This is a genomic window from Variovorax paradoxus (genome assembly GCF_009498455.1).
In the GTDB taxonomy this organism is placed as follows: Bacteria; Pseudomonadota; Gammaproteobacteria; order Burkholderiales; family Burkholderiaceae_C; genus Variovorax; species Variovorax paradoxus_H.
The window spans coordinates 5,288,596-5,310,222 of sequence record NZ_CP045644.1; the positions used below are offsets into that span (position 1 = coordinate 5,288,596).

Below are 21,627 nucleotides of genomic sequence, written 5' to 3' on the forward strand. Positions count from 1 at the left end.
CCTCCTCAATGCAAACGGCGCCGCGCCCGCAACTGCAGGCTGGCAAACGCCACCGCCGCGGTCAGCAAGGCCAGCGCCACGACCAGCCCGGCGAGCAGCAGCGGGCTGCGCGACAGGTTCCATTTCAGCCAGGCGATCGGCGGCAGGCTGCCCACGTAGTAGGTGTCCTGGCCGAGCACGCTGTGCACCTGCGCGTCGCGCACGATGGTCATGCTGCCCTGCACGCGCTTGAGCAGGTCGGGCGTCATCAGCGCAGCCAGCAGGGCTTCTTTCGAGGCCGCGCTGGTGACGGCGGCGACCACGCTGCGCCCACTGCGCAGCGGCGACTCGAAGCCCGCCAGCACCGCGTCGCGGCCGTCGTCGCTCATGGCGATCTGCATCGCGCCGGGCAGGTCTTCGCGCTGGCGCGCCCCGATGACGAAGTCGACGGCGGTGTCCAGCCAGCTGTTGAGTTTCAGCTGCGGCGACGTGCCGTTGCGCTGCAGCGGCATGTGGGCGGACCACTGCGCGAACAGCGGCTGGTTCTGCAGGTTGCCGATCACCAGCAGGTCCTTGTCGGCCCACTGCGCAACCTCTGCCGGGCGCCCGACCTTCACGCGCAGCGCGGGGTAGCCGGTGGCATGCCCGATCTGCCCGAGCAGGCCCAGGTAGGTTTCGGTGTCGGCGGCGTCGGGCGCGTTCGGCAGGATGACGGCCGTTTCCGAAAGGTCGGCCATGCGCGAGAACGGAAAGCCGCCGTTGGCGTAAGCCGCCAGGTCGGGCATCGCGATGTAGTGCGCAAAGCCCGACACGTCGATGGTCGAGGTCGGGTCGATCGCGCCGCGCACGTTGTCCAGCAGCGGCTGGCACCGACCGCCCGAGGGTTCGAAGTAGTAGTGCAAACGCAGCTGGCTGCGCGGGCCCAAGGCCAGCGGCGGCAGCATGACCTGCCGGTTTTCGGCCACCGTGCCGTCGGGCATGACCTTCACGGCCAGCGGGTTCCACCAGCGGTCGCCGGCCGGGTTGGCCGCGCGCAGCGGCAGTGCGCCGATGAAGTTGTTGTCGACGTTCACGTTGAGCGTCGACTGGTCGGGCCGCACGCGCGGCGTGTAGCGGTACTGCAGGTCGAGCGGAATGCCGCGGCTGCGCCAGGTGAAGAGGTCGGGCGGCAGCTGCAGGTTCACGCGCACCACGTCGGGCGTGTAGCCCGACACCGAGAGGTCGGCGGCGGCGGTGAGTTCGCCCAGCTGCAGCGGACGGTCGCTCGGCACCCAGCGCGGTGCGTCGTAGGGCTTGCGCGGCGGCGGCTCCTGGAACGCGCTGATGCCGGTGCGTTCGCCCGAGAACGCGCGGCTGTTCAGCGCCAGCGCCGCCGCGGCGGTGCGCAGCTCGGCGGCGTCGCGGCCCATCACCAGCAGCAGCTTCGACGCCGCGTCCTGCGGGTGGTCGACCACCGCCAGCGCCGGGCCCTGCACGGCCGGCAGCGCGAGGTTGGCGATGCGCGTGTCGGGCAGCACGAAGACCACGGCGTGCCCGGCCGGCAGTTCGCCGCGCGTCACCGGGAAGGTGGCGCCGCGGTAGTCGGCGAGTGCGCCGAACCAGGACGACACGATGCCGGCCGCCTCGAGCAACGGCGGCGATTCGGCGTCCCCGAACACGAACGGAATGCGCGCGCGCCGCACGTCGCGTCGGTCGAAGAAGGGCTGCGGCAGCGTGGCCAGGTCGCTCGTGAGCTTGAGCGGCGACACATTCAGCCGCAGCGTGCTCGACGCATCGATGCGCGCCCACAGGCTGGTGTGGGCCGGGTCTTCGCATTCGCGCGTGTAGTGCCCGACCAGCTCCACGTTGATGCGGTTGAACTCGGTGATCAGGCGCCGGTCGATCGGGATGTCCTGCGTCTGGGGCTTGCCGGCCTCGGCGCGGCTCACCGGCAGCGTGGCGACGAGCACGTCGTTCACCGTGACCTTCAGGTGCGAGAGCTCGGGGATGAGCGACGGCGAGTAGGCGTAGTTGAGCTTGAGCGACGCGGCGGTGACCAGCTCGTCGGCGCGCACGTTGAACGGAATGCCCACGGTGCCGCTGATGCCGCGCAGCTGCACGGCGTAGTCGATGCCCAGCTGCGTGAGGTTGAGCTCGCGCACCGCGCCGCCGGGGGCGGCCGCGGTCGCCACCGGCGTGGCCGGCCGTGCCGGTGCGGGTGAAGGGGCCTGGGGCTGTTGCGGTTGGGCCCACGCGCCGCCCGATGCCGCGGCAGCCAGCGCGAGCGCCACCAGGGTGGCGCCGCGGCGCGATGCCGGCCGCGGAAGGGTCGCCATGCCGCCGGGCACATGCAGGGAGGTCGTCACACAGGGTCCTTCGCTTCGACAGGCGGCTTCGGGGACGAAGCCGCGGAGGGGCGCAGCCGGGAGGTGGCGGCGCGGTAGTAGTGGGCGAACATGTTGCGAAAGCCCGTCGCGCTGATGCGCACGAGGTGGCTGAGCACGCGGTGAATGCCCACGCGCGGGTAGTTGCCCCAGCGCGCGGCCCAGATGTCGGCGCGCGCCATCGTGCATTGCACCAGCGCGCGTTCCTGCACGAGCGTCATCGGCGCAAAGCGCAGGCCCAGGCGTCGTCCGCTGCTGAAGCGCACAGTGGCGGCAAAGCGCGACTCGGTCTCGCCGCGGTACAGCGCCACCCCCACCTTCGCGTCCTGCGCGAGCGGGACGTCGGCCGGCAGCGCGATGCCCAGGCCGCCGCTGGAAAAGTCGAAGGTGCTGCAGCGCATCGAGGTGCCGTCTTCGAGGTACAGCGTGGCCGGCACCTCCAGCGCCACGCGGTGCGCGCTGCGCACCTGGCGCGACTCGTTGGCCGCGGCCACGCAGGCGCCCAGGATCATCAGGTTGTAGACGGTCCAGGCCAGCGTGAGCCACACGGTCGCGATGTTCTGCGGATCGACCCAGGTCAGGCGCCAGACGCCCGCGCACACGCCCAGGAAGTTCAGCATCAGCAGCACCAGGCTGGCGCGGGCGATCTGGGTGTCGAAGTACGCCTCCTGCACCAGGCCGCCCTTGGCCGTCACGTTGAAGCTGCCGAGCTTGGGGTTGATGAGCGCCACCAGCGTGGGCCGGAAGATGTACCAGGCCAGCACCGCCTCGTAGACCTCGTTCCACAGCAGGTAGCGAAAGCGCCCCTGGATGCGGCTGTTGGTGAGGTTCGCATGCAGGATGTGCGGCAGCGCGAAGGCGAAGATCATCGACGCCGACGCGTGGATCACGCTCGCGCCGAAGAACAGGTAGGCCAGCGGCGCCGTGAGGTAGATCAGGCGCGGCAGGCCATACAGGAAGTGCAGCATCGCGTTCAGGTAGCACAGCCGCTGCGCCCAGTGCAGGCCACGCCCGAACAGCGGGTTGTCGATGCGGAAGATCTGCGCCATGCCGCGCGCCCAGCGGATGCGCTGGCCGACGTGGCCCGAGAGGCTCTCGGTGGCCAGCCCGGCCGCCTGCGGCAACGCCAGGTAGGCGGTGTTGTAGCCGCGGCGGTGCATCTTGAGCGCGGTGTGGGCGTCTTCGGTGACGGTCTCCACCGCGATGCCGCCGACCTCTTCGACGATGGTCCGGCGCAGCACCGCGCACGAACCGCAGAAGAAGGTCGCGTTCCACAGGTCGTTGCCGTCCTGGATCAGTCCGTAGAACAGCTCGCCTTCGTTGGGCACGCGGCCGAAGGTGTCCAGGTTGCGCTCGAACGGGTCGGCCGAGAAGAAGTAGTGCGGCAGCTGCACCATGCCCAGCTTCGGGTCGCGGCCGAACCAGCCCATGGCGATCTGCATGAACGAGCGCGTCGGGATGTGGTCGCAATCGAAGATCGCGACGAACTCGGCCGTGGTGTTCTTCAGCGCCGCGTTGATGTTGCCGGCCTTCGCATGGCGGTTGTTGTCGCGCGTGACGTGGGTCACGCCGAGCTCTTCGCAGAACGCGCGGAACTCCTCGCGCCGGCCGTCGTCGAGCACGAAGATCTTGATCTTGTCGCGCGGCCAGTCGATCGACTGGGCCGCCAGCACCGTCGGGCGCACCACCGAGAGCGGCTCGTTGTAGGTCGGAATGAAGAGGTCGATGGTCGGCCAGAGCGCCGTGTCTTCCGGGAGCGGGACCGGCTTGCGCTCCAGCGGCCAGGCGGTCTGCACATAACCCAGCAGGAGCACCACGAACGCGTAAAGCTCGGCCATCAGCAGGCCCACGCCCAGCACGAGGTCCAGCAGGTTGTCCATGTACATCGTCTCGGTCACGCGCCAATAGGTGTAGCGCGAGGACACGACGACCGACAGCACGATCATCACCAGCCCGGCAAAGCGGCCGCGGAAGCGGTTCGTCACCAGCGCCGCGGCGAAGATGCCGACCGACAGCACCAGCTGCTGCTCGAAGGTCATCGGTGCGATGACCAGCGCCGGCAGCACGGCCAGCGCCACGAGCCAGCCCAGCAGGCGCACCGGCCACAGGCGCAGGAAGCCGGGCGCTTCGCGCGGCACGTAGCCGGTGTCGCCGGTATTGCTTTTCATCGGGTCGGTTCCTGGCGTGGCGCAAAGGCCTGCGCGGACGAGGGCAAGGGCGAGGCAAGGCGCGCGAGGAGCCGCTCGGCGATCACCGACACGTCCTCGGCCGCCTGGCTCAGGGGCGCGTAGTGCCGCACGGGCAGGGCCGAGGCGAGCGCCTCCGACACCGAGGCGTCCAGGTGCAGCACGCCGAGCAGCTCCTGCTGCAGGCGCGCGCGCAGCATCGCGAAGACGTCGTGGTTCAGGCGCCGGCCGGGATCGACCTGGTTGATGACATAGGCGCTGCCGCGGTAGCCGGCGCGGGCGCGGCAGTACTTGTCGACCATGCGCTCGACGATCGGCAGCGTGGCGAACGAGCCGGCGTCGGCGAGCACCGGGATCACGCAGACGTCGGCCGCACGCAGCGCCTGCTGCAGATAGACGGTGGGACCGGGCGGCGTGTCGACGATCACCAGCATGTCGGGCGGCAGCCCGAAGCGCGCCAGCGTGTCGCCCAGCCAGCCGGGGCGGCGGGACAGCTCGTGCTCGAAGCCGATCAGCCGCTCGTCGTCCACCGTGCCGAAGGGCAGCAGCACCACGCCGCCGTGCGCGGGGCACATCGCCTGCGTCCAGGGCAGCTGGCCGGCCGCCGCAGCCAGCAGGCCATCTTCACCGCCGTGGTGCGGGTCGTTCGCCACATGAAAGCGCAGCGCGTTCTGCGGATCGAGGTCGATGGCCAGCACCTGGCGTCCGCGCGCCGCGAGGGTGGTGGCGAGGTTCGCGGCAATGGTCGTCTTGCCGACACCGCCCTTGGAGGAAATGACAGGGATGACGACCATCGTCACGTCGGCCGGCGCCAGCGTGACATGGGACCCGGCGGCACCGCGGTGCGCGCGGGCTCCGCGAGCCGGGCAAACAACGCCTGCAGTTCGTTCGGCGCAGGGCCGGCAGCCGCGGAAAACAGCGGCGCCACCGGCGCGGCAAAGGGCGCCGGCGGAACGGACGGAGCGGGTGGCATGGGCGCCATCGCGGGCGCCGCCGCCGGCGTGCGATCGATCGGCCCGCCCGAGAGCAGCGGCCAGGGGCTCGCGGCCTGCGCCTGTGCCTCGGGGGGCTCGAACTCCTTGTACGCGTGGGCGTCGCCGCCGAACTTGCGAAACAGGCCGGCGACGTCTTCGGCAGAGCGGTCGTCGGGGTTCATGGCGAGCTCCTCGCGAGGCGCAGCGCGACGACGGGGCCTGCCGGCGCATGGCGTTCGAGCGCCGTCACGCGCAGCGAGGGCGGCATGCGCTGGGCGTCGAACCAGGCCTGGTAGACGCCTTCGAAGAAGCCGCTGCTCCAGCCCAGTGCCTCGGGGCCGAAGGCCATGGCCAGGGGGCTGCACGCGTGCGTGATGGCGAGGCAGTCGGCCTCTTCGCGCAGGCTGCTGAAGCCCCAGTCGATGCCGTCCCAGCGCGCATTGAACTGCGACTGCAGGTCGGCCAGCGTGTCGCACGGGGACACGGGCAAGGCGTTGGCCACGCGCTGGCCGATGCGGAAGAAAAGCTGGCGAATGTCTTCAGGCGGCAGACCGGCACTCAGTTCGGCGGCTATGCCCCGGTTGAATGCCAACCACTGTGCGCTGCACGCGCGCCGTTCGTAGTGCTGAAAAACGGGCTCTGCGATGTCCATATCGGGGCATTGTGTTGGAGCTGTTAATAATCGACAACAAATGTCGAACGGCGTTCACAATCGGAAACCGTTTAACTCACCCCTACGCAACACCTGCCGCGCTGGATCTTGGGAAAAGCGAATTTTTGTGCGCCGCTCAGGCGAGCGCGGCCATCAGTTCGGTCTCGATGGCCAACTGCGTCTTCTGGCCCTGCAGCTCCGGCCCGCTGATCAGGAAGGTGTCTTCCACCCGTTCGCCCAAGGTCGTCACCTTCGCCAGTTGCAGGTTCAGGTGATGCCGCGCGAGCACGCGCGCCACCGAATACAGCAGCCCCGCGCGGTCGCTGGCCGAGATGCTGAGCAGCCAGCGCTGCGCCTTGTCGTCGGGCACGAGGCTGATGCGCGGCTTGATCGGAAAACTGCGCACCCGGCGTGACACGCGTCCCATGCTCGGCGCGGGCAGGGCGCCGGCCTCGGTGAGCGTTTGCGCCAGGCCCGTCTCGACCATGCTGATCAGGTCGCGGTAGTGGTCGGGCTGGAAGGTTGTCACCACCTGGAAGGTGTCGAGCGCATAGCCGTTGCTCGTGGTGTGGACCTTGGCGTCCAGGATGCTGAACGACGACTGATCGAAGTAGCCGCAGATGCGCGCGAACAGGTCGGACTGGTCGGGCGTGTAGACCACCACCTGCAGCCCTTCGCCCACCGGCGACAGGTGCGCGCGCACGATGGGCAGCGCCTTCGGGTCGATGGGCACGTTCTTCGGCGGCACGAAGCGCGAGAGTTGCTTGGCGTGCCAGGCGATCTCGGTGGCGTCGTGGCGCATGAAGTAGCCGACGTCCAGCGTGTCCCACAGCGCCTTGTGCGCCTCGAAGCGCTGCGCATGCAGGGCGAGCAGCACCAGCGCCTCGCGCTTGCGTGACTCGACCTCGGCGTCGGGATCGGGCATGCGCCCGCCGAGCGCGCGCAGCGTGAAGCGGTACAGGTCTTCGAGCAGCTTGCCTTTCCACGCATTCCACACGCGCGGCGAGGTGCCGCGGATGTCGGCAATGGTCAGTAGATACAGCGCGGTGAGGTAGCGCTCATTGCCCACGCGCTTGGCGAAGGCGCCGATGACTTCGGGGTCGCTCAGGTCCTGCTTTTGCGCGACCTGGCTCATCACCAGGTGTTCGGCCACGAGGAACTCGATGAGCTTCGCGTCTTCGCGTGCGATGCCGTGCTGCTTGCAGAACCGTTGCACGTCGCGTGCGCCGAGCGTGGAGTGATCGCCGCCGCGGCCCTTGGCGATGTCGTGGAAGAGGGCGGCGACGTAAAGAATCCAGGGCTTGTCCCAACCGGCCGCGAGCTGCGAGCAGAACGGGTACTCGTGCGCATGCTCGGCAATGAAGAAGCGGCGCACATTGCGCAGCACCATCAGGATGTGCTGGTCGACCGTGTACACATGGAACAGGTCGTGCTGCATCTGCCCCACGATGCTGCGGAACACGCGCAGGTAGCGCCCCAGCACCGAGGTCTGGTTCATCAGCCGGAAGGCATGCGTGATGCCGTAGGGCTGCTGCAGGATCCGCATGAAGGTCACGTGGTTGACCGGGTCGTTGCGGAACTTGCTGTCCATCACGTGGCGCGCGTTATACAGCGCGCGCAGCGTGCGCGCCGACAGGCCCTTCACGCCGATGGTCTTCTGGTACAGCAGGAAGGTCTCGAGCACCGCATGCGGCTCGCGCTCGTAGAGGTCGTCGCTGGCAATCTCGATGAGGCCGGCGCGCTCGTAGAAGCGCTCGTTGATGGTCGTGGGCTGCTCGTCGATGGGCTGCAGCCGCTCGGAAATGTTGAGCAGCAGGATCTGGTTGAGCTGCGACACCGCCTTGGCCGCCCAGTAGTAGCGGCGCATCAGCGCTTCGCTCGACTTGCGCTGCGACTCGCTCTCGTAGCCGAAGCTCGCGGCCACGGCGGTCTGCAGGTCGAACACCAGCCGGTCTTCGCGGCGGTTGGCAATCACGTGCAGGCGGGCGCGAATCAGCGAGAGCAAGGCTTCGTTGCGCTTGATCTGCTGTGCCTCGAAAGGCGTGGCCAGACCGTTTTTCGCCAGGTCGTCCCAGCGGCTGCCGAAGCCGGCGGCCTTGCTCATCCAGAGGATGGTCTGCAGATCGCGCAGGCCGCCCGGCGATTCCTTGCAGTTGGGTTCGAGCGCGTAGGGCGTGTTGTCGAACTTCTGGTGGCGGTGCCGCATTTCCTGCGACTTGGCCACGAAGAAAGCCTGCGGGTCGATGGCCTGCGTGAACTGGCGGCGAAAGGACGCAAAGAGCTTCTTGTCGCCCGTGATGAGGCGCGACTCGAGCAGCGAGGTCTGGACCGTGATGTCCTTGGCGGCCTCGTCCAGGCACTCGTCGAGCGTGCGCACGCTGGAGCCGATCTCGAGGCCGGCGTCCCAGCACTGGCCGATGAAGGCCTCGATGCGCGCCGGGTCGATGCCGCTGTCCTGCCCGTCGGGCGGCAGCAGCAGGAGCACGTCGACGTCGGAGTAGGGGAACAGCTCGCCGCGCCCGAAACCGCCGACCGCGGCCAGCGCGAAGGCGTCGCCGAAGCCGGCTTCGTTCCAGAGCGCCGTGAGTGTCTGGTCGGCCAGCGCCGAGAGCTGGCGCAGCACCGTGTGGACGCTGCGGGTGGGCGCGCGTGCGAAGCGCAGGGTGTCGAAAAGGGCGAGCTTTTTCGCGCGATAGGCTTCGCGCAGCATTGCCACGTCGATCTTGGCTGCTTCGATCACGGCGGGGGCGCGCTTGGGCGCGTCAGGTTTTGGTCGAGGTGACGAAGGCCGGCAGCGGCGGGCTGCCTTCGGAAAGGGTCAGCACCTCGTAGCCGGTTTCGGTGACGAGCACGGTGTGCTCCCACTGGGCCGACAGCGAGTGGTCGCGCGTGACGATGGTCCAGCCATCGTACTGGCCGCCCTTGAAGTCTTCCTTCACGTCGCGTTTGCCGGCGTTGATCATCGGCTCGATGGTGAAGATCATGCCGGGCTTGAGCTCTTCCATGGTGCCCGGGCGGCCGTAGTGCAGCACCTGGGGTTCTTCATGGAAGCGCTGGCCCACGCCGTGGCCGCAGAACTCGCGCACGATCGAGAAGCCCTGGCCTTCGGCGAACTTCTGGATCGCATGGCCCACATCGCCCAGGTGAGCGCCAGGGCGCACCTGCAGGATGCCGTGCCACATGGCTTCGAAGGTGACGCTGCACAGGCGCTTGGCCGCAATGGAGGCGTCGCCGATCACGAACATGCGGCTGTTGTCGCCGAACCAGCCGTCCTTGATGACGGTGACGTCGACGTTCATGATGTCGCCCTTCTTCAGGGGCTTGTCATTGGGGATGCCGTGGCACACCACGTGGTTCACCGAGGTACACAGCGACTTCGGGAACGGGACGCTGCTGGCGCCCATGTAGCCCACCGTGGCCGAGGTGGTGCCCTGCTTGACCATGTATTCGGCGGCCAGCCGGTCCACGTCGTTGGTCGTGATGCCGGGCTTGATGAAGGGCGTGAGGTAGTCCAGCACCTCGGAGCCGAGGCGGCAGGCGACCCGCATGGCTTCGATGCCTGCGGCGTCTTTGTAGGTAATGCTCATGCCCCGAATTATCCCATTGACCCGGCTAAAATCCCGGGTTAACGCGGATGACCCCAGTCAGCGGCCCTCCGCCCAGATTCCTTGATTCCCAACGCGGCCCCCAGGCCCCCCATCGACCGTGACGCAGCCCGCATCCCAAGCCCTTCCTGTCGTAACCCTGTTCGAGGGCGGCAGCGCACTCAGCGATTTCCGTGCACGGCAGCTGCTGCCGAAACTGCAGGCCATCGAGCCGCGCATCGAGGGCATTTCGGCCCGTTTCGTCCACCTGGTGGTCACTGATGGGTCGCTGGATGCGGCCGACCGCGAACGCTTTGCCGCGCTCCTGACCTACGGCGAGCCCTTCGAGGCCGTGGCGGCCAAGGCGAGCGCCTCGGTCGTGGTCACGCCCCGCCTGGGCACCGTGTCGCCCTGGGCTTCCAAGGCCACCGACATCGCCCACAACTGCGGCCTGGCGCTGCGCCGCGTGGAGCGCGTCACCCAGTACCACCTGAAGCTCAAGGCCCCGCTGATCGGCAAGGCCCCTGTGCTCGAGGGCGACGCCCTGGCCGCCGTGGCCGGCCCGCTGCATGACCGCATGACCGAATCGGTGCTCGCCGCGGTCGAGCAGGCGGCCAGCCTGTTCAGCGAACTGCCGGCCCAGCCGATGGCGCAGGTCGACGTGCAAACCGGCGGCCGCGACGCCCTGGTGGCGGCCAACACGGGCTTCGGCCTGGCGCTGGCGGAAGACGAAATCGACTACCTCGTCGAAGCCTTCACCCGCCTGGGTCGCAACCCCAGCGACGTCGAGCTGATGATGTTCGCGCAGGCCAACAGCGAGCACTGCCGCCACAAGATCTTCAACGCCAACTTCACCATCGATGGCGTGGCCCAGCCCCAGAGCCTGTTCTCGATGATCCGCCACACCGAGAAGCAGAACCCGCAGCACACGGTGATCGCCTATGCGGACAACGCCTCGGTCATGGAAGGCGCGACCATCGAGCGCTTCATTCCCGTCGAAGGCTCGCAGAGCTATCAAAAAGATAGCGCTCTGAGCCACGTGCTGATGAAGGTCGAGACGCACAACCACCCGACCGCCATTTCCCCGTTCCCCGGCGCCTCGACCGGCGCGGGCGGCGAGATCCGCGACGAAGGCGCCACCGGCCGCGGCTCCAAGCCCAAGGCCGGCCTGACCGGCTTCACGGTCTCCAAGCTCTGGCCGGAAGAGGGTCATTACGGCAAGCCCGAGCACATCGCCAGCCCGCTGCAGATCATGACCGAGGGCCCGCTGGGCGGCGCCGCGTTCAACAACGAATTCGGCCGTCCCAACCTCCTGGGCTACTTCCGCGAGTACGAGCAGGCCGTGGCGAGCGACCTCGACACCGTGCAGCGCGGCTATCACAAGCCCATCATGATCGCGGGCGGCCTGGGCAGCATCGACGCCACCCAGGCCAAGAAGATCCTGTTCCCGGCCGGCTCGCTGCTGATCCAGCTCGGCGGCCCCGGCATGCGCATCGGCATGGGCGGCAGCGCCGCCAGCTCGATGGCGACCGGCGCCAACGCGGCCGAACTCGACTTCGACTCGGTGCAGCGCGGCAACCCCGAAATCGAACGCCGTGCGCAAGAGGTCATCAACCACTGCTGGCAGCAGGGCGCGGCCAACCCGATCCTGGCGATCCACGACGTGGGCGCGGGCGGCCTGAGCAATGCGTTCCCCGAGCTGACCAACGACGCCGGCCGCGGCGCGCGCTTCGACCTGCGCGCCGTGCCGCTCGAAGAATCGGGCATGGCGCCCAAGGAAATCTGGTGCAACGAAAGCCAGGAGCGCTACGTGCTGGCCATCGCGCCGGCATCGCTCGAACAGTTCAAGGCCTTCTGCGAACGCGAGCGCTGCCCGTTCTCGGTGGTCGGCGTGGCGACCGAAGAGCGCCAGCTGCTGGTGGCCGACGAAGGCGCCGCAGTCCAGCCGGTCGACATGCCGATGGACGTGCTGCTCGGCAAGCCGCCCAAGATGCACCGCGACGTCAAGACCGTGGCGCGCAGCTTCAAGCCCCTCGACCTCACGGGCGTCGACCTGCAGAAGGCCGCCATCGACGTGCTCGCGCACCCGACTGTGGCCTCGAAGCGCTTCCTCATCACCATCGGCGACCGCACCGTCGGCGGCCTGACGCACCGCGACCAGATGGTCGGCCCGTGGCAGGTGCCCGTGGCCGATTGCGCCGTGACGCTGGCCGACTACAAGGGCTTTGCCGGCGAGGCGATGAGCATGGGCGAGCGCACGCCGCTGGCTGCGCTCGATGCGCCGGCCTCGGGCCGCATGGCCGTGGCCGAGGCCATCACCAACCTGCTGGCCGCGCCGATCGAGCTGTCGCGCGTCAAGCTGTCGGCCAACTGGATGGCGGCCTGCGGCGAACCCGGCGAAGACGCCGCGCTGTACGAGACCGTCAAGGCCGTGGGCCTGGAACTGTGCCCGGCGCTGGGCGTGTCGATTCCGGTCGGCAAGGATTCGCTGTCGATGCGCACGCAGTGGAAGGACGATGGCGAAGCCAAGAAGGTCACGTCGCCGGTCAGCCTGATCGTCACCGCCTTCGCGTCGCTGGCCGACGTGCGCGGCACGCTCACGCCGCAGCTTGACGCGACGGAAGACGACACCACGCTCGTGCTCATCGACCTCGGCCGTGGCCAGCACCGCATGGCCGGCAGCATCCTGTCGCAGACGCTCAACCAGAGCGGCGACACCGTGCCCGACCTCGACGACCCGGCGCAACTGGTCGCGCTGGTCAACGCCGTGAACGCGCTGCGCGCCGACGGCAAGATCCTCGCGATGCACGACCGCAGCGACGGCGGCCTGTTCGCCACCGCCTGCGAAATGGCCTTTGCCGGCCATGTGGGCGTGGCGCTGAATGTCGACATGCTCGTCACCGAAGGCGACGGCATTTCCGACAGCCGCATGGAAACCGGCGACGCCAAGAACTGGGCCCAGCAGGTCAGCGCGCGCCGCGAAGAACTCACGCTCAAGGCGCTGTTCAACGAAGAGCTGGGCATGGTGCTGCAGGTGCGCACGGCCGAGCGCAACGACGTCATGCAGGTGCTGCGCGCCCACGGCCTCAGCGCGCACAGCCATTTTGTCGGCAAGACGCGGCCCGCAAGTTCCACGATGGACGCCGGCAAGGGCAAGCTCGAAGTCTGGCGCGATGCCAAGTCGGTGTTCAGCGCCAGCCTGCACGACCTGCACCAGGTGTGGGATTCGGTCAGCTGGAAGATCGCCCGCGAGCGCGACAACCCGGCCTGCGCCGATGCAGAGCACGCCGCCGCCGGCGTGCCGAACGACCCGGGCATGCATGTGTTCCTGCCGAACGCACAGCCTGCAGCGCCGGCCATCCTGCAATCGCGCCCCAAGGTCGCGATCCTGCGCGAGCAGGGCGTCAACTCGCATGTCGAGATGGCGTATGCCTTCACCGAAGCCGGCTTCGAGGCCTACGACGTCCACATGACCGACCTGCAGACGGGCAGGGCGGACCTCGCCAACTTCAAGGGCGTGGTCGCCTGCGGCGGCTTCAGCTACGGCGACACGCTGGGCGCCGGCATCGGCTGGGCGCGCAGCATCACCTTCAACCCGAAGCTGGCCGAGCAGTTCAAGACCTTCTTCGGCCGTGACGACACCTTCGGCCTGGGGGTGTGCAACGGCTGCCAGATGTTCGCCGAGCTGGCCGACATCATTCCGGGCGCCGACGCCTGGCCGCGCTTCACCACCAACCAGAGCGAGCGTTTCGAGGCGCGCCTGTCGATGGTCGAGGTGCTCGAGTCGCCCAGCATCTTCTTCGCGGGCATGGCCGGCAGCCGCCTGCCGATCGCAGTCGCGCACGGCGAGGGCTATGCCAACTTCAAGCACCGCGGCGACGCCGCCAAGGCCATCGGCGCAATGCGCTTCGTGGACAACCACGGCCAGCCGACCGAGCAGTACCCGTTCAACCCGAACGGCAGCGCGGGTGGCCTGACCTCGGTGACCACGCCGGACGGTCGCTTCACCGCCGTGATGCCGCACCCCGAGCGCGTGTTCCGCAACATCCAGATGAGCTGGACGTCGGGCGACAAGAGCGAACTGAGCCCGTGGATGCAGATCTGGCGCAACGCGCGCAAGTGGGTGGGTTGATCGGGCACCCTCAGGCCGTGCGAGCGGCCTGAATCAGGTCAACAAGAAATGCCCTCCAGGCTTTTGGTCTGGAGGGCATTTTTCATGGGGGTTGGTGCGCCCGAAGCGCTGTCGATCAGCGCTGGCTGTTCAGCATCGACGCCTTGAACGACAGCACATGGGTCTTCGCCGCTTCGGCCGCCGCGTCGGCATCGTGCCGCTGCAGCGTGGCGACGATGGTGCGGTGCTCTTCGATCACCTCCGCCAGGTGTCCCTCGGCGGCCAGTGAAATCGCCCAGAAGCGCTGCGAGCGCGCGTGCAGCACGCTCAGGATGTCCTGCAGCATCGCGTTGCGCGCCGCTGCAGCGATCTTCTCGTGGAAGAGGCGGTCGAGGTTCATCACCGACATCGCATCGCGCCGCCGCGCCGCCGCCTCGAACTGCTCGGCAATGGCCTGCAGCTCGGCCAGTTCGCCTTCGGTGATGGCCGCCGCGGCCAGGCGCATGCACAGCACTTCGTTCACCAGCCGGACCTCGATGAGCTCCAGCGCGTCGTTGATCGACAGCGGCGAGGCCATCGCGCCCTTGCGCGGAATGATGCGGACCAGGCCCTCGGCCGACAGGCGGTGCAGCGCCTGGTTGACCGGCGTGCGGCCCACGCCCAGCCGCTCCATCACCTGGGCAGTGTTGAGGTACTCCCCGGGCTTGTAGGCCAGGGTCACCAGGGCTTCCTTCAGGCGCAGGTAGGCCGTCTCGTTGAGGGAGATGGCTGCTTCGGGCCGCCGGGCGGGGGCTTTGCGGGCGGGCGTGGCTGCTTTCATCGGCGCGAGGTCTTCATGGTGGGGTGCCCTGATGGTACCTGTGGGAAATCCCTTTGAAGTTTTTGTGGACTCACTGTAATATCGTTGTGAAATTTCACTGAAACTTCAACAGAGCACCGCCATGAACCTGTCTTTCGAACTTCCCCAGGGGAATGCCCCGCACACGCTGAGCTTCGAGGCCAGGCACCTCGTGATCGCCGGCTGGACCGGGCGCGACACCGCCGCCATCGAGCACCACATCGAGGAACTTGCCGAGCTGGGCGTGCCCGCGCCCAGCGCCGTGCCGCTGTTCTACCGGGTGGCCACCCAGCAGCTGAGCCAGGCCGACGTCGTGCAGGTGGTGGGGGCCGACACCTCGGGCGAGGTCGAACCGCTGCTGTTCCTGCACGGGGGCGAGTTCTTCGTCTCGATCGGCTCGGACCACACCGACCGCGCGCTGGAAGCGCACAGCGTGGCGCTGTCCAAGCAGATCTGCGTCAAGCCCGTGGCGCGCAGCGCCTGGCGGCTGGCCGACGTGCAGGAGCGCTGGGACACGCTGGTGCTGCGTTCGTGGATCGAGGAGGGCGGTGAATGGCGCCTGTACCAGGAAGGCACGCTGGCCGCGCTGCGCCCGCCGGCCGATCTGCTGGCGCGCTGCGCCGCGGCCGACGGTGAACCGGCCGACGGTTTCGCGATGACCTGCGGCACGGTCGGCGCCATCGGCGGCATTCGCCCGGCCGCGCGTTTCCGCATGGAACTGGTGGACGAGCACACCGGCCGCCGCATCGCGCACGAGTACCGCGCGGTCTCGCTGCCCATCGTCGCCTGACGCGCAAGGACCGCACATGCCCGCCCCGATCTCCCTCGCAGCCGCCCGCGCCGATCTGGCCGCGGGCCGTGCCACCTCCGCCGAACTGACTGCATCGGCGCTGCAACGCATCGCCGATCCTTCCGGCGAAGGCTCGCGCACCTTCACCCGTGTGCTGGCAGACCGCGCCCGGCACCTGGCGCGCGCCTCCGACAGCTTGCGCGCAGGCGGCCTCGTGCGCTCGCCGCTCGAAGGCTTGCCGGTCTCCGTCAAGGACCTGTTCGACGTGGCCGGCGAAACGACGACCGCCGGCTCCGTCGTGCTGCGCGATGCGCCGCCTGCCGCGCACGACGCCGAGGCCGTGCAGCGCCTGCTGGCGGCGGGTGCGGTGCTGGTCGGCAAGACGAACATGACCGAGTTCGCGTACTCCGGCCTCGGCCTCAATCCGCACTACGGGACGCCGGCCAATCCGTGGCAGCGCGGCGAACGGCGCATTCCCGGCGGCTCGTCGTCGGGCGCGGCGGTGGCGGTGGCCGACGGCATGTGCGTCGCGAGCGTCGGCAGCGACACCGGCGGCTCGGCACGTATTCCGGCGGCGCTGTGCGGCATCACCGGTTTCAAGCCGACGGCGCGTCGCATGCCGGGCACCGGGCTCGTGCCGCTCTCGCACAGCCTCGATGCGGTCGGCGTGATGGCGCTCGACGTGGCCGGTTGCGCGGCGATGGACGCGGTGCTGTCCGGCGTGTCCGAGGTACCCCGGGCGCAGCGCCTGCGCCAGGCGCGCTTCGCGGTGCCGACCACGCTGGTGCAGGACGACATGGACGCGCACGTCGCCGCCACGTTCCGGCGTGCGCTGCAGCGCCTCTCGGCCGCCGGTGCGGAACTGGTCGAGCTGGTGGTGCCCGAGTTCGACGAGCTCGCCGCCATCAATGCCGCAGGCGGCTTCAGCGCCGCGGAGTCATGGGCGTGGCATGCCGAGCTGATCGAACGCAGCGGCAGCGGCTACGACCCGCGCGTGCTCAACCGCATCCTGCGCGGCAAGGACTTCACGGCGCGGGCCTACCTCACGCTGCAGGCGCAGCGGGCCGACTGGCAACGCCGCGTGGCGATGCGCCTGGGCGAGGTCGACGGCTGGCTCATGCCGACCGTGCCGCTGGTGGCGCCGCGCATCGAGGCCCTCGAAGCCGACGAGGCGCAGTACTTCGCGGTCAACGCCGCGATGCTGCGCAACCCCTCCATCGTCAACTTCATGGACGGCTGCGCCATCTCCTTGCCCTGCCATGCGGCCGGCGAAGCGCCCGTGGGCCTGAGCCTTGCAGGCCTGCCGATGCGCGATGCCGCGCTGCTCGCGTGGGCTGCCGACATCGAACGCGCCCTGCGTGCCACCGCCGATTGACCCGTCTGCCAACCCTCAAGAAACTCCGGAGAACTCCATGACCCAGCGCTTCCGTTTCCCGCTCGCCTCGTTCGCCTGTTTTGCCGCCGGCCTGGCGTGCATCGTGCCCGTCGCCCACGCGCAGGACGCCTATCCGTCCAAGCCGATCCGCATGGTGGTGCCGTTCCCGCCGGGCGGCAGCATCGACATGACGGCGCGCCTGGTCGGCCAGAAGCTCTCGACGGCGCTGGGCCAGCCCGTGCTGGTGGACAACCGTCCCGGCGCCAGCGGCAACATCGGCATGGACTACGTCGCCAAGGCGCCCAAGGACGGCTACACCTTGTTGATGGTGCACACCGGCCTGGCTTCCAACGCCCACATGTTCGCGAAGCTGCCCTACGACCCGATCAAGGACCTGGCGCCCGTGATCCGCGTGGCCGACCAGCCCAACGTGCTCATCATGAATCCCAAGTGGTCGTTCAAGAACGTCGGCGAACTGGTGGCCTACGCCAAGGCCAACCCCGGCAAGCTCAGCGTCGGCACCTCGGGCGTGGGTGGCCCGCAGGACGTGGCCGCGCGCCGCTTCATGCAGATGACCGGCACCGACTTGCTCAACGTGGCGTACAAGGGCGGGGCGCCTGCGCTGTCCGACCTGATCGGCGGGCAGATCGACATGATGTTCGAGACCTCGCCGACCGCCGTTCCCTACGCCAGGAGCGGCAAGCTGAAGGCGCTGGCGGTCACGGGCGACAAGCGCGTTTCGACCTTGCCCGACGTGCCGACGGTGGCCGAGTCCGGCGTGCCGGGTTACCGGTTCATGGGCTGGGTCGGCCTGGTGGCCCCGGCCGGAACCCCGGCACCGATCATCGCCAAGCTCAACGAACAGGTGCAGGCGCTGCTCAAGAACGCCGACACGCAGAAGCAGTTCACCGACCTCAGCCTCGAGGTCATCGGCGGCTCGGCGGCGGACTTCACGGGCTTCGTGCGCAAGGAGTCGAACGACTACGCCCGGTTTGTCAAAGACTTCAACATCACGCCGCAATGAAAAAAGCCCCGCGACTGCGGGGCTTCTTCGTTGGGCGATGGGCCGAGGCTTACTCGACCTTGGCCTTCGCGCGCAGCTCTTCCTGGTACTTCTGCAGGCGCTGCTGTTGCAGCTGCTGCGTGATCTGCGGCTTCACTTCTTCCAGCTTCGGCAGTTGGGCCTGGCGGATGTCGTCGACGCGAATGATGTGATAACCGAACTGGGTCTTGATCGGGGCAGGGGTGGTCTCGCCCTTCTTGAGCTTGATCATCGCCTCCGAGAACTCGGGCACGAAGCTGGCGGGGTTGGCCCAGTCGAGGTCGCCGCCATTGGCGCCCGAACCCGGGTCCTTGCTCTGCTTCTTGGCGATGTCTTCGAACTTGGCGCCCTTCTTCAGGTCGGCCATGATCTTCTTGGCCTGGTCTTCGGTTTCGACCAGGATGTGGCGGGCCTTGAATTCCTTGCCGCCGTTGGCTGCCACGAACTTGTCGTACTCGGCCTTCACGTCGGCGTCGGACACCGCGTTGGTCTTGCGGTAGTTCTCGAACAGCGCGCGGATCAGGATGGCCTGGCGGGCGAGTTCGAGCTGGTTCTTGTAGTCCTCGGTGGCGTCGAGGCCTTGCTTCTGCGCTTCCTGCATGAACACTTCGCGCGCCACGATTTCCTCGCGCAGCTGGTTTTGCATTTCAGGCGTCACCGGGCGGCCGGCGGCAGCCAGCTGCTGGGCCAGGACGTCCATGCGGGCCTTGGGCACCGCCTTGCCGTTGACGATGGCGGCGTTCTGCGCCAGAGCTGACAAGGGGAGTGCACTGATCAGCGCTGCGGCCGCAACGGCCTGCAAGATGTGTTTTTTCATGAAATGAATATCAGGCTGGAGAGGAAATGCGCGTGTAGGAAAAGGCGCGGGAAAGAAAGCAGGAATCAGGAGGAAAGAAGGAGAGGGTGGGCGGCCGCGGCGAACGCGGCAAGCAACCGATTGGACGACTCAGAGCACCTCGATGGCGATGGCGTGCAGACCCTGTGCGATAAAAACTTGGAGGGCATCATACACAAGCCGATGCCGCGCCACGCGGGGCTTCCCGTCGAACAGCGGGGAGGCGATGCGCACCCGGAAATGGGTGCCGTAGCCCTCGGCGTTGGCGCCCGCATGGCCCGCATGGGACGCGCTTTCGTCGATCACTTCAAGCTGCGTGGGCGCCAGCGATGCGCGCAACGCCGCTTCGAGCGCGGCCACGGTGGGCAGGGGAAAGGTGGTGGCGTCGGTCATGCGGTCGGCTTGTCTTCCTTGAGGTGCGGCGCGATGTACAGGCCCTGCGCCACCAGGAAGACGATCGGGAACACATAGCCCCAGAGCTTGAAGTTGACCCAGGCCTCGGTCGTGAAGTACGCCGCCACGTAGCCGTTGATGAGTGCCATGAAGAGGCAATAACCGATCCACGCCACATTGAGCCGGGCCCAGATGCGCTCGGGCAGCTCGAGCTGCGCGCCCAGCAGCATCTTCAGGAAGTTCTTCTTCAGCGCCCACAGCGCTACCGCCAATGCGATCGCCATGGCGCCGTACAGCACCGTCGGCTTCCACTTGATGAAGCGGTCGTCGTGCAGCACCAGCGTGAGCGTGCCGAACAGCAGGATCAGCACCAGCGTGGCCTTCTGCATCGCCTGCAGCTTGCGTTCCATGGCGTAGATGACGGCCATCTGCACCACGGTGGCGGCCATGAGCACGCCGGTGGCGGTGTAGATGTCGGCGAACTTGTAGGCGCCGAAGAACAGCAGGATCGGGAAGAAGTCGAGGAGCAGTTTCATTTCTTTTGGAAGTCGAGCGACGCCGAGTTCATGCAGTAGCGCAGGCCGGTTTCGGTGGGGCCGTCGGGGAACACGTGGCCCAGGTGGGCGCCGCAATTGGCGCACACGTTTTCGGTGCGCACCATGCCGTGCGAGCGGTCGACGATGTTGCGGATGGCGCCGGGCACGGCTTCTTCGGAGAAGCTGGGCCAGCCGCAGCCGGCGTCGAACTTGGTGGCCGCTTCGAACAGCTTGGCGCCGCAGCAGATGCAGTGGTACGTGCCGTCGTCCCAGTGGGCTTCGTACTTGCCGGTGAAGGGGCGTTCGGTGGCGGCGTGGCGCGTCACCTCGAAGGCGGCGGGTTCGGCGCCCTTTTCAGCGAGCAGGGCTTTCCATTCGGCGTCGGTTTTCTGTACGGGCGTGGTCATGATGAGCAACTGATTTCGATCGTGGAGGCCCAGTCGGGCGGGAAGCCGGCGTAATCGTCGGCACCGGGGTGTTCTTCACATGGGGTTTGGAGCAGCGTCAGCAAGGTTGCCACACCCGTGTGGTCCTTTTGCTGACTGGCTTCGATGGCCTGCTGGCCCAGGTGGTTGCGCAGTACGAACTTGGGGTTCGTCCGCAGCATCAATTTTGCCGCCGCGGCCCGCGGCAATGGCGCATGCCGCTCTGAAAAAGAGAGCATCCAGGCGTCGAAGCCGGGCCGGTCGAGGAACAGGTCGCGCACCGGCTCGACATTGCCGTCGGCCATGTGGTTCGACAGGCGGCGCCAGAAGATGGTGTGGTCGACCTTCTCGGCCGCCAGCAGCTTGAGCACGCCTTCGATGAGCGCGCGGTCGCCCTCGGCGGGCGTGGCCAGGCCCAGCTTGGCGCGCATGCGGTCCTCGAACGCGTTGGGGAACACGGTCTTGTACGACTCCAGCGCGGCCACGGCGACTTCCTGGTCGCCGATGAGCGGCAGCAGTGCCTGCGCCAGGCAGAACAGGTTCCAGTAGGCGACGTTGGGTTGCTGGTTGAAGGCGTAGCGGCCCTGGGTGTCGCTGTGGTTGCAGATGTGGCGCGGGTCGAAGCCATCGAGGAACTGGAACGGCCCGTAGTCGATGGTGAGCCCGAGGATGCTCATGTTGTCGGTGTTCATCACCCCGTGGCAGAAGCCCACGGACTGCCACTGGGCGAGCAGGGCGGCGGTGCGCTCGCTCACGGCTTCGAGGAACGCCGCGTAGGCGTTGCCGTTGAAGCGCGCGGTATTGCGGCATTCGGGGTAATAGCGGTCGATGACGTAGTCGGCCAGCGCGCGCAGCTCGTCTTCGCGCTGGTTGGCGGCGAAGTGCTCGAAATGCCCGAAGCGCACGAAGCTCGGCGCGACGCGGGTCACGACAGCGGCGCTTTCGGCGGTTTCGCGGTAGATGGGCGCGTCGGAGCCGGTCACGCACAGTGCGCGCGTGGTCGGAATGCCCAGGCCGTGCATGGCTTCGCTGCACAGGAACTCGCGGATGCTCGAGCGCAGCACGGCGCGGCCGTCGCCGCCGCGCGAGTAGGGCGTGCGCCCCGCGCCCTTGAGCTGCACTTCGAGCCCGCCCTCGGTCTCGCCGAGCAGGATCGCGCGGCCGTCGCCCAACTGCCCGGCCCAGACGCCGAACTGGTGGCCGCTGTAGACCGTGGCGATGGGGCGCGTGCCAGCGACCGGCAGGCTGCCGGTGAGTGCGGCGAGCGTGGTGTCCGAGTCGCGCCAGCCAGGCGGCAGGCCCAGCTGGCGCGCCACGGCGTCGCTGTGGCACACCCAGTACGGGTCGGGCAGCGGCGTGGGGCGCAGTTCGGTGAAAAAGGCGGAGCCCAGCGTCGAGAAGCCGGGCTTCCAGCGCAGGCCCAGGTCGGCGACCGGGGTGTCTTCGGCTAGCAAGCTCATGCCCGGATTGTCCGGCAGCCCACGAAACCCCGGGCCGCAGAGGCCATCGGCGACGTGGGGTGGTTGGGGTGGCGGCTGCGGCCG

General features: G+C 68.2%; 17 protein-coding genes. 4 read left to right on the forward strand and 13 right to left on the reverse strand.

Features of this window, described 5'->3' with window-relative positions; genetic code table 11:
• Positions 1–5: 5 nt before the first annotated feature.
• The 7 genes from bcsB to map all read right to left on the reverse strand — a co-directional run bounded on the left by bcsB (position 6) and on the right by map (position 9,741).
• Positions 6–2,324, reverse strand: a complete 2,319-nt coding sequence (gene bcsB / locus GFK26_RS24400) for a cellulose biosynthesis cyclic di-GMP-binding regulatory protein BcsB (protein ID WP_153284241.1) — start codon at positions 2,322–2,324, stop codon at positions 6–8.
• Entirely contained in the window at positions 2,321–4,510 is a 2,190-nt protein-coding gene (bcsA, locus tag GFK26_RS24405; RefSeq protein WP_153284242.1) for a UDP-forming cellulose synthase catalytic subunit, read from the reverse strand. The genes bcsB and bcsA overlap by 4 nt, the downstream gene beginning before the upstream one ends.
• Complete coding sequence (gene bcsQ / locus GFK26_RS24410) at positions 4,507–5,322, reverse strand: cellulose biosynthesis protein BcsQ (protein WP_153284243.1); 816 nt, start codon at positions 5,320–5,322, stop codon at positions 4,507–4,509. Before bcsQ ends, bcsA begins: the two co-directional genes overlap by 4 nt.
• Positions 5,323–5,324: 2 nt before the next feature.
• Positions 5,325–5,684: a BcsR/BcsP family cellulose biosynthesis protein gene (bcsR, locus tag GFK26_RS24415; protein WP_153284244.1), complete on the reverse strand. Its 360-nt coding sequence runs from the start codon at positions 5,682–5,684 to the stop codon at positions 5,325–5,327.
• Entirely contained in the window at positions 5,681–6,154 is a 474-nt protein-coding gene (bcsD, locus tag GFK26_RS24420; RefSeq protein WP_153284245.1) for a cellulose biosynthesis protein BcsD, read from the reverse strand. Before bcsD ends, bcsR begins: the two co-directional genes overlap by 4 nt.
• Before the next feature lie 136 nt (positions 6,155–6,290).
• Positions 6,291–8,894 (reverse strand): [protein-PII] uridylyltransferase, encoded by a 2,604-nt coding sequence (locus GFK26_RS24425; RefSeq protein ID WP_153284246.1) that lies wholly within the window; start codon positions 8,892–8,894, stop codon positions 6,291–6,293.
• A 22-nt stretch (positions 8,895–8,916) separates the two neighbouring features.
• Positions 8,917–9,741, reverse strand: a complete 825-nt coding sequence (gene map, locus GFK26_RS24430) for a type I methionyl aminopeptidase (protein WP_099789155.1) — start codon at positions 9,739–9,741, stop codon at positions 8,917–8,919.
• Positions 9,742–9,859: 118 nt separating this feature from the next.
• Between map and purL the strand changes: the two genes are divergently transcribed.
• Positions 9,860–13,870 carry a phosphoribosylformylglycinamidine synthase gene (gene purL, locus GFK26_RS24435; RefSeq protein ID WP_153284247.1) on the forward strand — a complete coding sequence of 1,337 codons (4,011 nt, stop codon included), beginning with the start codon at positions 9,860–9,862 and terminating at the stop codon, positions 13,868–13,870.
• Between the two features lie 115 nt (positions 13,871–13,985).
• Here the strand turns inward: purL and GFK26_RS24440 are convergent, their stop codons facing one another.
• Positions 13,986–14,669 (reverse strand): GntR family transcriptional regulator, encoded by a 684-nt coding sequence (locus GFK26_RS24440; protein ID WP_153284248.1) that lies wholly within the window; start codon positions 14,667–14,669, stop codon positions 13,986–13,988.
• 121 nt (positions 14,670–14,790) lie between these two features.
• Here GFK26_RS24440 and GFK26_RS24445 point away from each other — a divergent pair, with 121 nt between their 5' ends.
• Genes GFK26_RS24445 through GFK26_RS24455 form a run of 3 tightly spaced genes read left to right on the forward strand, consistent with a single transcriptional unit; the run spans position 14,791 to position 17,876 of the window.
• Entirely contained in the window at positions 14,791–15,477 is a 687-nt protein-coding gene (locus GFK26_RS24445) for a DUF2848 domain-containing protein (protein ID WP_153284249.1), read from the forward strand.
• 16 nt (positions 15,478–15,493) lie between these two features.
• A complete protein-coding gene (locus tag GFK26_RS24450; RefSeq protein ID WP_153284250.1) occupies positions 15,494–16,852 on the forward strand; it encodes an amidase in 1,359 nt (452 codons plus the stop codon).
• A 37-nt stretch (positions 16,853–16,889) separates the two neighbouring features.
• Positions 16,890–17,876 carry a Bug family tripartite tricarboxylate transporter substrate binding protein gene (locus tag GFK26_RS24455; RefSeq protein ID WP_153284251.1) on the forward strand — a complete coding sequence of 329 codons (987 nt, stop codon included), beginning with the start codon at positions 16,890–16,892 and terminating at the stop codon, positions 17,874–17,876.
• A 49-nt stretch (positions 17,877–17,925) separates the two neighbouring features.
• Here the strand turns inward: GFK26_RS24455 and GFK26_RS24460 are convergent, their stop codons facing one another.
• The 5 genes from GFK26_RS24460 to GFK26_RS24480 all read right to left on the reverse strand — a co-directional run bounded on the left by GFK26_RS24460 (position 17,926) and on the right by GFK26_RS24480 (position 21,543).
• The gene (locus GFK26_RS24460; RefSeq protein ID WP_153284252.1) at positions 17,926–18,711 is read right to left on the reverse strand and encodes a foldase protein PrsA; all 786 of its coding nucleotides are present in this window, start codon (positions 18,709–18,711) and stop codon (positions 17,926–17,928) included.
• A gap of 129 nt (positions 18,712–18,840) precedes the next feature.
• Positions 18,841–19,122 carry a BolA family protein gene (locus GFK26_RS24465; protein ID WP_099789140.1) on the reverse strand — a complete coding sequence of 94 codons (282 nt, stop codon included), beginning with the start codon at positions 19,120–19,122 and terminating at the stop codon, positions 18,841–18,843.
• Complete coding sequence (locus GFK26_RS24470) at positions 19,119–19,658, reverse strand: septation protein A (RefSeq protein WP_153284253.1); 540 nt, start codon at positions 19,656–19,658, stop codon at positions 19,119–19,121. Before GFK26_RS24470 ends, GFK26_RS24465 begins: the two co-directional genes overlap by 4 nt.
• Complete coding sequence (gene msrB, locus GFK26_RS24475) at positions 19,655–20,065, reverse strand: peptide-methionine (R)-S-oxide reductase MsrB (RefSeq protein ID WP_062471289.1); 411 nt, start codon at positions 20,063–20,065, stop codon at positions 19,655–19,657. The genes GFK26_RS24470 and msrB overlap by 4 nt, the downstream gene beginning before the upstream one ends.
• Positions 20,062–21,543 carry a protein adenylyltransferase SelO gene (locus GFK26_RS24480; RefSeq protein WP_153284254.1) on the reverse strand — a complete coding sequence of 494 codons (1,482 nt, stop codon included), beginning with the start codon at positions 21,541–21,543 and terminating at the stop codon, positions 20,062–20,064. The genes msrB and GFK26_RS24480 overlap by 4 nt, the downstream gene beginning before the upstream one ends.
• Positions 21,544–21,627 lie beyond the last annotated feature (84 nt).